This window comes from Leifsonia sp. TF02-11 (genome assembly GCF_017565305.1).
GTDB lineage: Bacteria > Actinomycetota > Actinomycetes > Actinomycetales > Microbacteriaceae > Leifsonia.
In genome coordinates, this window is record NZ_JAGEKP010000007.1 from 67,466 (window position 1) to 80,658 (window position 13,193).

Sequence of the window (13,193 nt, forward strand, 5' to 3'; positions counted from 1 at the left end):
TGGGCTGGACGAAGCGGGTGCTGACGGGTAGGAGCTGATGGGCTCGGTCAGGGCCGGCCGATCCCGTACACCATGAGGGCGAGATCCGAGCGGGCGTCCGTGAGTGCGCGGGCTCCTGGGCTGTCAGGGCAGTAGACCAGCACCTCCAGGTCGTGCCGGCTGTGCGCCGCGCCGTCCGTCCAGCGGTCGCCGTCGTCGAGCGGGTCGGCGTCGCGCGCGGCGAGGTGCCCGAGCATCCCGCTCGCGTCGGCGACCGGCGCCCCCCGGCGTGCATCGGTGGCGCTTCCGCCGATCAGCACCTTCCCGGTGGTCGTGTCGATCACGGTGACCAGCAGCAGCGGGGTGGCGTTCGGCGACGTGCCGACCTGACCGGTTCCCGCGGCGTCCACGGGGACCACCGCGACCGTGACCGCCGCTGCGACGTCGGGATCGTTGTCGGCGATGCCGACCTCGAGCCGGAAGGTGCGGCCGGGATCGTACCGGTCGTCGAGGGCGAGCGGCACGAACGCGGCGGATGCGTGCGAGGGCGTCGCGACGTCGCGGCCGTCGATGGTGACGAGGTCGACGGGGCCGGACGGCGCTGCGGCACCGTTGTCACCGGTGCCTCCCGCGTCGACGACGAGGTCGGCGCCCGCGGTGAGCGCGCTGTAGGTCGACGCGGCCGCGAGGGCGACGGCCGCGATCGCGACGAGACCGGCGACGACCGGGACGAGGGTGCTGGTGCGCATGTCGGGCTCCAGGAAAGTGGTGGGTTGTCAGAGAGTGTCCCTCCCGGCATGCGTGTTTGGATACGGAATGCCGACAGAACCACCCGCGGTTCACCCGCAGGGCGGCTCGGGCCTCACCCCTCCGGCGGTCTTCCCCGGCGTCGTACCCCTGGCGTGCCGGGCCGGCGTGTTGCAGGATCGTCAGCAGACGGAGGGAGACCCCATGGACATGTCGAACACCGGAGGGACGGAGTACCCCGACGAGGCCGGCTACCCCGACGGCGAGGGCACGCTCGACGAAGGCACGGGAGCGTTCCACGACGAGTCGGAGGGCGGCGTCGAGGTGGAGGTCGAGGAGCCGCAGGGCGTCGACCAGCTCGACGAGTTCGATCGGCCGGACGCTCGGGACGAGTAGTCACCCGAGCCGGTGGGCGCCACCGGAGTACTGTTCACCATGTGGACGACCTCAGACGCGTGCGGAGCAGCACCGCCGACCCGGAAGAGGCCGACGCGCTGATGCGCGAGGCGCAGGGGCGCTTCGCGTTCTCGCGTGACCCGGGAGCCGACTTCTCGTTCCGCGCGGAGCTGGCGGGCGATGACGGCCTGACGGTCGGGGTGTACCGGATCGGCGGCGACTGGGTGTCCGACGGCGAGTTCGATCAGTTCAGCGTGTCCGGCGTCTTCGCCGGCGACTACCGCTGGGAGATGGACGGCGAACGCGACTCGTCGTACGGCGTCCCGTTCCTCACCCGCCCCGGGCACGACCTCTACGGCCACGGCGAGAATCTGTCCATCGTGAACGTGTACATCGCGCCGGAGCGGCTGAGGGAGGTCGCTCGGGTGGTCTACGCCGATGACGCGATCGTGCCGGCGTTCGACTCGCCGCGCCCCGTCGACCTGCGGCGCGGGAGGTACATGCTGCAGCTCGTCCAGGTCGCGGCCGAGTTCTTGCGGTCGGGGACCATCGACGACGCGAGGGTGCGCGCCGGGCTGTCGCACGCGCTCGCCGTCGGTGTGCTCGAGTGCTTCCCCCTGACCGGTGAGCGCCGCGCCCGCCCGGCCACGGCGCGCTCGCAGTTGAGCATCCACCGGCGCGCGACGAGGTTCGTCGACGACTATCTGTCCCTGCCGATCAGCGTCGGCGACATGGCGGCGGCCGCAGGCGCGTCGCAATACGACCTGGACGCGGCCTTCCGGTCGCGGACCGGCTCGAGCGCGGCCCACTACCTCCGCAGTGCCCGCCTCGCCGCCGCGCACGCCGACCGCACCAGGGAGGCGGCGATCGACGACGCCGTGCTGGCCCACCGCTGGGGCTTCGCATCGGAGGACCGCTTCCGCCGCGCCTACGACTCGGCGTACGGCGCGGGCCGGGGCACAGGGGTGGAGTCCTTCTAGAGCGCTTCTACGACGCGTCCGGCGAGCGTTCGCCGGTTTCCGGCCCACCGGTGGCGATCGCACGCCCGTAGGCGTCCCGCGCCAGCCGCTCCACGAACGCCTCGGGAGTCAGTCCGCTGTCGGCGGCACGGCGCAGCAGCCGCAGGTAGGCGTCGCGGTCGAGTGTGATGGCGAGTTCGCCGGGGCCGGCGTTTCGATCGAGGAACATCGTGGCCGTGACTCCCGTCGCTGGAGCAGATGGTCGGGGTCCTGCGCACCCGAAGCGCAGGACCCCGACCGAGCAGCGAGATCAGGGCTCGCCGCTCGGAGGACGGAGAGCATCGTGGGGGGCCGGTGCTCTCCGCGCGGTATTCGCACTGTCCGTGCAGTATAGGCGCCGGCTGGAACTTTAATCCAGATTGAAGTTCCAGTTTCGGCGGCGCCAGTCAGTACGATAAGCGGCAGGGATCCGCTATTCGCGAGGAGGTCTGGATGCCGGTTCCCGGCTCACCGGGCGGCGCGCCCGCACGACGGCTCGCGCGCGACCGTGCCTACGACGCCCTGAAGAACGCCATCCTCACTCGCACGATCCTTCCCGGCGAGCGCCTCGACGACGACACGCTACAGGCCTGGCTCGGGATGTCGAAGACTCCGATCCGCCAGGCCCTGCACGCGCTCACGGTCGAGGGATTCGTCGAGACGGTCGCGCAGTCGCACACCCGCGTCGTCGAGCCGCGCGTGGAGGACGCCGTCGCCAACCTGCAGACGATCGGCGTCGTGGTGCTCGGCATCCTCGACTTCGTGTTCGACGAGCTCGACCAGAGCGGGCGCCTGGAGCTGATGCGCGAGCTCGACAGGCTCATCGACGCGCTGGAGCGCAAAGACATCGAGGGCTCCATCGCCGCGTCGCAGGAGTACTACGCGCGCTTGCTGGCCTCCTGTCCCAATCGGGTTCTGATCGACTTCTCCGCACGGACGCTCTCGGCGCGCGCCTACTACGTGATGGTCGCGTACCGGGCCCTCGACGTGCAGTGGGACGAGGCGACCGCGGCGTACCGTGTGCTCCGCGACGCCGTCGCGGCCGGTGACGCCCAGGCGGTCGCCGACGCGACGAAGCTAGTGTTCCGCATCGAACTGCCCGACACGGCGGCCCCGAGGGCGGCGTCGTGATGCCCGTTCCCGCCGCTTCCGGAGGCTCGGGAGCTCCGCGTGAGCTGATGCGCGACCGGGTCTACGCCCAGCTCAAGGACGCCATCCTCACGGGCGTCCTCCTCCCGGGCGAGCGCCTCGACGAGGCAGAGCTGCGTGCCTGGTTCGGTGTCTCCGGCACCCCGATCCGGCAGGCCCTGCACACCCTGAGCCTGGAAGGCCTGGTGCAGACCGCCCCGCAGTCGCACTCCGCCGTCATCGCGCCGCGGCCGGAGCAGGCGCTGGAGACGCTGCAGACGATCGGTGTGCTGCTCGCCGGCGCCACCCTCCTGGCCCTGCCGAGGCTCGACGCCGACGGCCGCGCCGCGATCGGCACGCAGATCGACGAGGTGATCGCTCAGCTCGGTGGAGGCGCGGTGCCGGCCATCCAGCGATCCGCCGAGACGCTCTTCACCTCGATTCTGCGCTCGTGCCCGAATCCGGTGCTGATCGAGCTCGTCGCGCGCGCGGCGCCGTCGCTCGGCTATCACGTGAGCGTCGCCTATCAGGGCCTGCACGCGGACGTCCGCGACATGGCGCACGGGTTCGAGGCGCTCAAGGACGCCGTCTTCCGCGGCGACGACCGGGAGGCGGTCATCGCGACGAAACGGATCTTCGCCGTGCCGCACCCGACCGCCTGACCGGTCTAGCCCTCGAGTTAGGCCGGGCGAAACGCTGGCAATCCGCCTGAGCGGGCGGGCGCGGGCGCCGCCGTCCGGAAGGAAGGGGACCGCGAAGGGGAGTAGCTCCGCACCCGGCTCCCGGGTGTGCGGGCACGTCGACATACTGGCTCGCGTCGAAGCGGCCCGGCGTGCCTCCCGTGCCACAGCGGCCGGGCGAGCGAGACCTTCGGTCCCACCACGGTGACCGGACTCTCCTTGCTGCGTGCTGTCCGGCGCCCTCGACCGAGAGGCCGCACAGATGACGAGAACGCAGAGCACGAGAGGCGAGGCCCGGGCTGCCGCCTCCGGGACGCCCCGACGACTGCTGATCCCGCTGGGCGTGGTGGCGCTCGTGGCCGCGCAGGGTGTCGTCCTGCGCCTGAGCGGGATCGAGCCCGCGCCGATCGTGGGCATCCTGATGTTCGGCCTCGCCATCGTCGCGGCCGCGTTCGCCCTGGCCTGGGCGGGGGAGGCTGCCGAGGTCGACATCTCCGGAGGCCTGGCCGTCGGACTGCTGGCGATCATCGCGATCCTGCCGGAGTACGCGATCGACCTCTACTTCGCGTTCACCTCCGGGTCGGACCCGAGCCAGGCGCAGTACGCCGCGGCGAACATGACCGGGTCGAACCGGCTGCTGCTCGGTTTCGGCTGGCCGTTCCTGCTGCTGGTCGCGTTGCTGGTCTATCGGACCGCGCGTGCCCGACGCCGGCCCATCGACCCCGGGGTGAGTGTGCGCCCGTTCGCGGTGCGCCTCCCCGCGGACAACCGGGTCGAGCTCGGCCTGCTCGTGATCGCGTCGGTGCTCACGCTGGTCATCCCGCTGACCGGCAGCATCCCCGTGGTGCTCGGCGTCGGGCTGCTCGCACTGTTCGGCTACTACCTCTGGCGGGTGTCGAGAAGCGAGAGCGAGGAGCCGGAGCTCGTCGGCGTCCCGCGGGCGATCGGGGCGCTGCCGACCATCGGCCGCCGGGTGACCGTCATCGGCATCTTCGTGGTCTCGGCCGTGGTCATCCTGCTGCTGGCGGAGCCGTTCGCGCACAGCCTGGTCGCCGGAGGGCGTGCGGCGGGCATCGACGACTTCCTCCTCGTCCAGTGGCTCGCGCCGCTCGCGTCGGAGGCTCCGGAGTTCGTCATCGCGATCGTCTTCGCCACGCGCGGCAAAGCGGCGATGGGTCTCGGCATCCTGCTCGCCAGCAAGGTCAACCAGTGGACGGCCCTGGTCGGCACGCTGCCCATCGCGCACCTCCTGGGCGGTGGCGGCTGGGCGCTGCCGCTCGACGGCCGGCAGGTCGAGGAGTTCGTGCTCACCGTGGCGCAGACGGTGCTCGGAGTCGCGATGCTGATCGGGCTGCGGTTCTCCGGCCGCTGGGCCGCTGCGCTCGTGGTGCTCTTCGCCGCCACGTTCGTGTTCACCTCCACGGAGGCGCGCTGGGTGGTCTCGGCCGTCTACGCGATGCTGGCCGTCGTGCTGCTGGCGTGGCACGCGCGTCGTGTGCCCGCGACGCTGGCCGCGCCGTTCCGCCGGATCGGCACGTCGGGGACGAGGTCGCCGGAGCCGGTCGAGGAACCCGTTCGCTGAGGAACCCGTTCGCTGAGCAGCCCGTTCGCTGAGCATCCCCGGTGTGGCAGTGCTCTCGGCTCGACAGCGGCCGGTTCAGCGGCTACCGTGCTTGAGGCCGTGAGGAGGTGACGAGCATGCGACCAGCCCGTGGACGCTACCGCCGTCCCCTCGTCGTCGCCGCCACCGTGCTCGCACTGGGGCTCACCGGCTGCGCGGGAGGAGACGGCTACTCCGCACAGACCGCGAGGACCCTCCAGCACGGTGTGCTCGCGGTGGCGACCGCCGCAGAGGCGAACGACCTCGCCGGTGCACAGGCACGGCTGGCCGCCCTCGCGAAGCTGAACGACGCCGCCCTGGCGAAGGGCGAGATCAGCAGTGCCCGGCATGCGGCCATCGAGTCCTCTATCGTCGCCGTGCGCGCCGACCTGACCCAGCTGCAGGATCAGGTCGAGAAGGAGCGCCTGCAGCAGCAGCTCCAACAGCTCCAGCAGCAACAGCAGCAGCACGACCAGAAGGGGAAGGGCAAGGGCAAGGACAAAGGCGACGACCAGGGCGGTGACGGATGATGCCGACCACCGACGGGATGCAGCAGCCGGCGACCGCTGCGGCCGGGACCCTGATCGCCGACCGGTACCGCATCCTCGACCGCATCGGCCGCGGCGGCCTGGCCGACGTCTACCGCGCGACCGACGAGGCTCTCGGCAGGGAGGTCGCGCTCAAGATCTTCCGTCCGGAGTTCGCGTCCGCGGCGGACCTCCGCCGGCAGCAGGACGAGGTGCGCATCCTCGCGACCCGGTCGCACCCGTCGCTGGTGACGCTGTTCGACGCGATCTCGGCCGCCGACGGCCGCGCGGTGCTCGTACTGGAGTACGTGAAGGGCACGGACGTGCGCGCGCGGCTGCGATCGGGGGCGATCACCGCCCCTGCGGTCGCCGCGATCGGCGCCGACATCGCCCGTGCGCTCGCGTACCTCCACGGTGCGGGGGTCGTGCACAGGGACGTCTCGCCGGCGAACGTCCTCCTCCCCGAGTCGACCGCCTCCGGTGTCGCCGCGAAGCTGACCGATCTGGGCATCGCGCGTCTGGTGGACGACGCCAAGGTCACGGCGACCGGCACCGTGATCGGAACGGCGAGCTACCTCAGCCCCGAGCAAGCCTCCGGCCGGCCGCTGACCCCGGCGACCGACGTGTACTCGCTGGGACTCGTGCTGCTGGAGTGCCTCACGGGACGGCGGGAGTTCCCCGGCACGGCCGTGGAGTCCGCCACGGGACGGCTGTCGCGCGACCCCGTGATCCCGGAAGCGCTGGGCGGCGCGTGGGCGGAGCTGTTGCGGGCGATGACGGCGCGTGACCCCGCACAGCGGCCGACCGCGGGGGAGGCCGCCGTGCAATTGAGCGCACTCCTCGCCGAGGAGGCGCCGACGGCTGTGCTGGCCGCGCCGGAGGAGGTGCCGACGGCGCCGCTGGCGGCGAGGGACGTCACGACGACGCTGCCGCCGACGCTCCTGCTGCCGACCCCTGCGGCACCGGAGGCTGACGCCGACGAGCCTTCACGCTCGGGGCGAGCGACGACCACCGGACGCCGCAGGACCCTCGCGATCATCCTGGCCGTCGACGCCGTGGCGGCCGTCGTCGCCGTGATCCTGACGATCGGCGCGCTCACCGGGTCGGCGCAGCCCAGCCCCGACCCGGTCGGCAGCTACCCGGCGGTCGGCGGCACGCTCGGCACCCACCTGAAGCAGCTCGAGCACCAGGTGTCGACGTCGTACGCGCCGTGAGCCGCGCTATTCCGCCACCGGCCGCCGGAACACCCACGCGACCGTCCCGCGCCACGTCGTGCGCAGTTCGCGCCCGCGGCGCCATTCCCGCCAGGTGAGCCAGATGATGACCGCGTCGAAGGCCGTCAGGACCGCGACTCCGATCGACGGTTGGGTCACCAGTTCGTAGACCTGGAAGATCAGGAAGGCCCCAAGCGCCGCCATCGCCCACGGGTAGATGCGACGCGACCCGACGAGCAGCGCGATCACGATCGCGAGCTTCACGATGCCGTGGACGAGCAGGTAGACCGCGGCGAACACGATGCTGCCGTGCTGGAGGTGGGCAGCACCGTGCACGATGAGGTTGGCGATGAGGTCGTGCGGGTCCTCGGCCAGTTCGCCGGACGTCGCACGGGCTGCCGCGTGCTGCAGCTTCGCCGGGGTGACGAAGAGCAGCACGACGCCGCCGACCAGCTCGACCAGGCCGTCGAGGCCTTTGAACAGCACCCCGATGAGGAAGACGAGGTCGAGGATGCGGTCTCTCATCGAGCCTCCTGTGTCGTCGGCGGTGCCGTTCCCTGTCGCGTCCGCGGTCGACTCCGACGATAGCCCTCGCCGAGATCGGCGCGCTCATCGACGCTCAGGCGGGAGGTGCGATCTCCGTCAACGTTCCGTTCGGCCTCAGCTCCAACCTCCGGGTCAGCCCCAATCGGTCGAGGAACCGCTCGTCATGGCTGACGACGATCACCGCACCCTGGTACTCGCCGAGCGCGTCGACGAGCTGGTCGACGCTGGCGATGTCGAGGTTGTTGGTGGGCTCGTCCAGCACGAGCAGCTGTGCGGGAGGGTCGGCGAGGAGCAGGCGTGACAGCAGTACTCGGAAGCGCTCGCCGCCGCTGAGCGACGCGACAGGGCGGTGGACGTCGTCGCCCTTGATCAGCAGACGGCCGAGGCGGTTCCGGATGAGCGAGTCCGGTACGTCCGGCGCGATCTGCCGCACGTTCTCGAGGGCTCCCACCTTCTCGTCGACGCCGCCGAGGGTCTGGGCGAGGTAGCCGACGCGCGTCGTGTGCAGCCGTCCGCCGGCACGACCGGGCACGACCTCGTCGCCGCCGACCAGGGCCTCGAGCAGCGTCGTCTTGCCGACGCCGTTCGCGCCGACGATCGCGACACGCTCCGGGCCCTGCACGGTGAAAGTCCGGTCGGTCCCGACGAGTTCGGCGATCCGTCGCCCGGCGGGGACGTCCGGATCGGGCAGCTGCAGGGAGATCCGCTGATCCGGGCGCACCCGCGCGGCGGCCTCCTCCCTGGCCGCCTTCGCGGCGTCCAGGCGGTCGTCGAGCCCGCTGCGCAGCTTGCCGGCGGAAGCTTCCGCGCGAGAGGCGAGCCCGTTCATCAGGATCTTCGAGCCCTTCTTGTTGGCGTTCGCGGTCGAGGCGTTCCTGGCCCGTTTCGCCAGGCGGCTCTCGGCCTCCGCCCGCTGCCGCTGCTCGGCTTTGACCGCTCGCTCGGCCGAGGCCGCCAACTGCAGGGCCGACGCCTGCTGGGCTTCGAGAGCTGCTTTCCACTCGCTGTACGGGCCGCCGAACACGGTCAGCCGACCGGCGTACAGTTCCGCGGTCCGATCCATCCGATCGAGGAGCTCCAGATCGTGGCTGACGACGACGAGCGTCCCCGGCCAGGTCTCGAGCAGCTCCGCGAGCATCGACCGGGTGGGGCGATCCAGGTTGTTGGTCGGTTCGTCGAGCAGAGTGATCGGGAACCGGCGGACCCGCAGCCCTGAGATCGCGATGAGCATGACCTCTCCTCCGGAGAGCGTCCGCACCTGACGGTCGAGATCGGCGGACGAGAACCCGATCGCGCGCAGCTGTTCGTCGGCGCGCGCCTCGATGTCCCAGTCCTCGCCGATCGTCTCGAAGTGTTCCTCGGAGACGTCGCCGGACTCGACGGCCCGGATGGCGTCGACGACCTCCTGGATTCCGAGCAGACCGGCGACGGTGGTGTCGCCGCGCCACGTCACCGACTGACGGAGGTAGCCCACCTCGCCGGTCGTCGACACCGTGCCGGAGGTCGGTGTCAGCTCGCCGGCGATGAGACGGAGCAGCGTGGATTTGCCGGCCCCGTTGTTCCCGACGAGTCCGGTGCGGCCCGGCAGGAACGAGCCGCTGACGTCGGTGATGGCGGACCGGCCGTCTGGCCAGCTGAAGGAGAGGGCGGACAGGACGATGGAAGACGTGCTGGTAGACATGGCAGAACCTCGAAGATGACGAGAAAGATCGATCGGATGAGCGGGAGCCCGATCGCTCCGGCGGCGCGAGATGGCCACCGGCGACCGGTGGCTACGCTCTGTCGATCTCGTCAATCAGCACGAGGTCACCCTACCAAGCTCGCAGGGTGACTCGCTCAGTCCGTCAGGACTTCGATCGCTACAGCTCAGGGTTCGCGGAGTCCCCAGGTCTGTCCGTAGCCGCCGTCGGACTCGGCGCGCTCCATGAGTTCGAGGTAGGGGCGGGCGGGGAAGGCTTCGGGGCCGAGGACTCCGGCGCCTTTCCAGGTGCCGGCAGCGAGGAGTTCGAGGGCGATGACGGGGTTGAGGGCGGTCTGCCAGACGACGCATTGGGCTTCGTATTCGCGCATGGTCCACTCGTTGTCGGCGACGTGGTAGAGGTAGACGCTGCGGGGGAGGCCGTCTTTTCCGGTGCCGGTGACATGGACGCCGGCGCAGGTCTTGCCGGTCATCCGTGGGCCGATGGTGGCGGGGTCGGGGAGGGCGGCGGCGACGACGTCGCGCGGGGCGACCTCCACCGGACCGGCGGCCGAGCGGACGCGGAGGGGGTCGGTGGAGTCGAGGCCGAGGAGGTGGAGGGTCTTGAGGACGCCGATGAACTCGTCGCCGAGTCCGTACTTGAAGGTGACGCGTTCGGCGTCGAGCCAGCGGGGCATGAGGAGGACTTCCTCGTGCTCGACGTTGACGCACTCGACCTCGCCGATGCCTTCGGGGAAGTCGAAGACCTCCGGTTCGCTGAACGGCGCGGTGGTGAACCAGCCGCGGTCCTTCTCCCAGACGACCGGTGGGTTGAGGCATTCCTCGATGGTGGTCCAGATGCTGAACGAGGGGGCGAAGATCTCGTTGCCGTTCTCGTCGCGGACGACGAGGTTGGCGCCGTCCCTGGTTCCGAGCTCGTCGATGTGCGAGAACAGTTCGTCGGCGGCGTAGCGGGCGAAGACGTCGGAGAGGCCGGGCTCGACGCCCATGCCGACCAGGGCCAGCCGGCCGGCGGCCTCCCAATCGTCGGCCTGGGCGAACTGGGCGTCACCGAGTTTGATCCCGGTCTGGCCGTAGGGGTCGGTGTCGTGGGGGTGGGACAGGCTCATCGCCATGTCGAGGTAGTCGGCCCCGGCGGCGAACGCTCCGGCGAAGATCGACTCGACGAACTTCGGTTCCACCGCGTTCATCACGTGCGTGGCACGGTGTTCGCGGGCGACCGCGGCGACCGATTCCGCATCGGAGGCGTCGATGCGGGTCGCGGTGAATCGGGCCGCGACCTGCTCGCCGTGCCGGTCGCGGATCCACTGCACCGTGGCCTCCGCTCTGGCCTGGTCGTAGTCGCTGACCACGATCGCCTCGAAGAAGGAGCGGCGGGCGGCGATCTTCGCGATGGCGTTACCGACACCGCCGGCACCGATCAAAAGGATGCGCATGAGGTTCATTCTCCATTCCGTGCGACGCGGAGTGCCGCTGCGAGAGTGCGGGCTGTCGCCCAGTCGGGTTGGGCGCCGGTGCCTCCGGCGCCGCGGGTGGATGCGGAGCCGCACGAAACGGCGACCGCGAGGGAATCGGCGACGGGGAGGCCGCGCAGCCGGGCGGCGATGAACCCGGCGGCCAGGGTGTCCCCGGCCCCGACGGTGTCGACCAGGGTCCCTGCCACCTCCGGGATGCCGACCGCGAAGGTCTGGCGGCCTTCGTCGGCGAGGGAGGACGCTTCAGCACCCTCGGAGCCGAGCTTGCGGACCACCACGCCTCCCCGCGGCATGATCTCGAGGAGGGAGCGCACCGCTGCGTCGGCGTCGGCGGTCCCCGCGATCCCGCAGAGCTCCTGGTCGTTGCCGAAGAAGACGTCGACCTCCGCGAGCGCGTCGAGGACACCGCGGTCCCATTCCTCTTCCGGGTCGAAGTTTCCGTCGAGGGAGGTGGTGAGCCCCAGCGCGTGTGCACGGGCGAACAGCGAGCGCGCGTCCGGCCACAGGTCGGTCTGCAGGAAGTAGCTGCCGATGTGGAGGTGTCGGGCACTGCGGAGGATGTCGTCGGACGCGTCGGCGGCCGTGACCCTGCCGATCGAGCCGAGCGAGGTCAGGATGGCCCGGTCTCCGTCCGGGCGGGTGAGATGTGTGGAGACGCCGGTGGGCGCGCTGCCGTCGACGCGGACGAGCCGAGTCCCGACCCCGAGGCGCTGCAGCTCCGCGTCCAGGAACCAGCCGAAGGTGTCATCGCCGCGCACGCTCATCAGGGCCGTGCGGGTGCCGAGCGCAGCCGCGCCGCACGCGGTGATCGCCGAGGAGCTGCCCATCGTCAGGGTCGTCGCCGGCACCAGCTGCTCGTGCTGCCCGAAGCGGATGTCGCTCTCGAGCGGGATGATCAGATCGACGCAGAGCTCGCCCACGACGAGGAGGTCTGCGACCAGAAGGTCGGCGGTCGACGCCTCGGCGGTCACCGGGTCAGGGGCAGCGCCCATTCGACCCACACTCCTTCGATCTCGACGCGCTGGTCGCGTCCCCAGTCCAGCATGGCCTGTTCGGCCGCGGCAAGAGCCGCACGCATCGGTTGCTCGCCGCGGTCCGAACCGTGGATGGTGGCGATCGGCCACGGGCCCGCTGCCCCGTCGCGCCCGCTCGCGACCATCGAGCGGACCGGCGTGGCGAGGGCGATCACGTCGCCGTCACCGAGACCGAGCGCGTCGGCGACGGCGTCCGCCACAGCGCGCAGCAGCGTCTCCTCCGCGGCGTGCTCAGCGGCGGAGATGGTGACGAGCGGCATCAGCTGGTCGTCAGGACGGAGCGGTTGAGGAACGGCGGGGTGTCGGGGTTGCGGCCGAGGTGCAGGGCAAGGGCGAGCGCGAGCCGGTGCACGAGCACCAGGTTCGCCTGCGGGTCCAGGTCGTTGCCGTAGACCTCGGCGCCCGTGGCGCGGATGTCGTCGGCGACGATGTCGGGCAGCTCGCCGAGCGCCCAGACGAGCGTTCCTGGGCCGGCGCAGGAGATGGGGCCGTGCTGGTACTCCCAGACGGGATAGGACTCCGTCCAGAATCCGGCGGACTCGCGTACTTTGAGTGCCGCCTCGTAGGCGAGACCGACGCTCCAGCGGTGCCCGAGGAAGACGATGTGCCGCAGGGAGGCCGGATCAGCGGGCAGGGGGAGCTCCAGAGCGGCGCGGCCGTCGGCGACGAGGTCGTCCGGGACGGCGTCGATCGAGGCGCGCAGCGTCGTGAGACCGGTCGTCGCGTAGCGGGTCTGCACGATGGACGTCTCGTCAGCGAAGCCGAGGTGGATGATGCGCCCGGCGAGCAGTTCTCCGAGCGGGGTGTCCAGGTCGCCGATGATGCCGGTGACGCGGTGGGTGTCGCCGTACCGGCGGACGATGTCGATCACGTCGGCCGTCGTCCCTGAGCGGGAGATGACCACGATGTGCTCGTCGTCGTCCACCCAGGTGAGCTCGGTCGGGATGGCCGCTCGGGTGCGCCCGATCCCGGCGTCGTTGCGCAGGTAGGCGTAGGAGTCGCCTATGTAGTACGAGGTGCCGCAGCCGACGACGAGGACTTTCTCGCCGGCCGTCGGGAGCAGCGACGACTGCTCGGCGGGCAGAGCGAGCGCGGTCGCCCAGACGTCTGGCTGACTCGTGAGCTCGGCCCGGGTGACGGCGCCGGGGGCGTCGGTGAATTCGTTCATAC

15 protein-coding genes are annotated in these 13,193 nt (G+C 71.0%); 7 read left to right on the forward strand and 8 right to left on the reverse strand.

Going from position 1 to position 13,193, the window contains the following annotated elements; translation table 11 throughout:
* Window positions 1-47: 47 nt before the first annotated feature.
* On the reverse strand, window positions 48-728 hold the full coding sequence (locus JNB50_RS10585) for a hypothetical protein (protein WP_208040100.1): 681 nt from the start codon (window positions 726-728) through the stop codon (window positions 48-50).
* A 202-nt stretch (window positions 729-930) separates the two neighbouring features.
* Here JNB50_RS10585 and JNB50_RS10590 point away from each other — a divergent pair, with 202 nt between their 5' ends.
* Window positions 931-1,122 carry a hypothetical protein gene (locus tag JNB50_RS10590; RefSeq protein ID WP_208040101.1) on the forward strand — a complete coding sequence of 64 codons (192 nt, stop codon included), beginning with the start codon at window positions 931-933 and terminating at the stop codon, window positions 1,120-1,122.
* A gap of 41 nt (window positions 1,123-1,163) precedes the next feature.
* Window positions 1,164-2,102, forward strand: coding sequence for a helix-turn-helix domain-containing protein (locus tag JNB50_RS25745; RefSeq protein ID WP_208040102.1), 939 nt, complete (start codon window positions 1,164-1,166; stop codon window positions 2,100-2,102).
* 7 nt (window positions 2,103-2,109) lie between these two features.
* On the opposite strand, the gene JNB50_RS10600 is transcribed toward JNB50_RS25745, so the two are convergent.
* Window positions 2,110-2,310: a hypothetical protein gene (locus JNB50_RS10600; RefSeq protein ID WP_208040103.1), complete on the reverse strand. Its 201-nt coding sequence runs from the start codon at window positions 2,308-2,310 to the stop codon at window positions 2,110-2,112.
* 263 nt (window positions 2,311-2,573) lie between these two features.
* Between JNB50_RS10600 and JNB50_RS10605 the strand changes: the two genes are divergently transcribed.
* From JNB50_RS10605 to JNB50_RS10625, 5 genes are all read left to right on the forward strand, one after another.
* Window positions 2,574-3,251 carry a GntR family transcriptional regulator gene (locus JNB50_RS10605; RefSeq protein ID WP_208040104.1) on the forward strand — a complete coding sequence of 226 codons (678 nt, stop codon included), beginning with the start codon at window positions 2,574-2,576 and terminating at the stop codon, window positions 3,249-3,251.
* On the forward strand, window positions 3,251-3,910 hold the full coding sequence (locus JNB50_RS10610; protein ID WP_243768367.1) for a GntR family transcriptional regulator: 660 nt from the start codon (window positions 3,251-3,253) through the stop codon (window positions 3,908-3,910). Before JNB50_RS10605 ends, JNB50_RS10610 begins: the two co-directional genes overlap by 1 nt.
* A gap of 280 nt (window positions 3,911-4,190) precedes the next feature.
* On the forward strand, window positions 4,191-5,510 hold the full coding sequence (locus tag JNB50_RS10615; RefSeq protein ID WP_208040106.1) for a sodium:proton exchanger: 1,320 nt from the start codon (window positions 4,191-4,193) through the stop codon (window positions 5,508-5,510).
* A gap of 116 nt (window positions 5,511-5,626) precedes the next feature.
* A complete protein-coding gene (locus tag JNB50_RS10620; protein WP_208040107.1) occupies window positions 5,627-6,058 on the forward strand; it encodes a hypothetical protein in 432 nt (143 codons plus the stop codon).
* Window positions 6,055-7,269 carry a serine/threonine-protein kinase gene (locus JNB50_RS10625; RefSeq protein WP_243768348.1) on the forward strand — a complete coding sequence of 405 codons (1,215 nt, stop codon included), beginning with the start codon at window positions 6,055-6,057 and terminating at the stop codon, window positions 7,267-7,269. Before JNB50_RS10620 ends, JNB50_RS10625 begins: the two co-directional genes overlap by 4 nt.
* Window positions 7,270-7,275: 6 nt before the next feature.
* Here JNB50_RS10625 and JNB50_RS10630 read toward each other — a convergent pair whose 3' ends face one another.
* From JNB50_RS10630 to JNB50_RS10655, 6 genes are all read right to left on the reverse strand, one after another.
* Complete coding sequence (locus JNB50_RS10630; RefSeq protein ID WP_208040108.1) at window positions 7,276-7,794, reverse strand: DUF2127 domain-containing protein; 519 nt, start codon at window positions 7,792-7,794, stop codon at window positions 7,276-7,278.
* Between the two features lie 94 nt (window positions 7,795-7,888).
* Window positions 7,889-9,496: an ABC-F family ATP-binding cassette domain-containing protein gene (locus JNB50_RS10635; protein ID WP_208040109.1), complete on the reverse strand. Its 1,608-nt coding sequence runs from the start codon at window positions 9,494-9,496 to the stop codon at window positions 7,889-7,891.
* Between the two features lie 185 nt (window positions 9,497-9,681).
* Window positions 9,682-10,950 (reverse strand): saccharopine dehydrogenase family protein, encoded by a 1,269-nt coding sequence (locus JNB50_RS10640; RefSeq protein WP_208040110.1) that lies wholly within the window; start codon window positions 10,948-10,950, stop codon window positions 9,682-9,684.
* 5 nt (window positions 10,951-10,955) lie between these two features.
* Window positions 10,956-11,981 carry a carbohydrate kinase family protein gene (locus JNB50_RS10645; RefSeq protein ID WP_208040111.1) on the reverse strand — a complete coding sequence of 342 codons (1,026 nt, stop codon included), beginning with the start codon at window positions 11,979-11,981 and terminating at the stop codon, window positions 10,956-10,958.
* A complete protein-coding gene (locus tag JNB50_RS10650; RefSeq protein WP_208040112.1) occupies window positions 11,957-12,283 on the reverse strand; it encodes a hypothetical protein in 327 nt (108 codons plus the stop codon). The genes JNB50_RS10645 and JNB50_RS10650 overlap by 25 nt, the downstream gene beginning before the upstream one ends.
* On the reverse strand, window positions 12,283-13,191 hold the full coding sequence (locus JNB50_RS10655) for an SIS domain-containing protein (RefSeq protein WP_208040113.1): 909 nt from the start codon (window positions 13,189-13,191) through the stop codon (window positions 12,283-12,285). The genes JNB50_RS10650 and JNB50_RS10655 overlap by 1 nt, the downstream gene beginning before the upstream one ends.
* Between the last annotated feature and the right edge of the window lie 2 nt (window positions 13,192-13,193).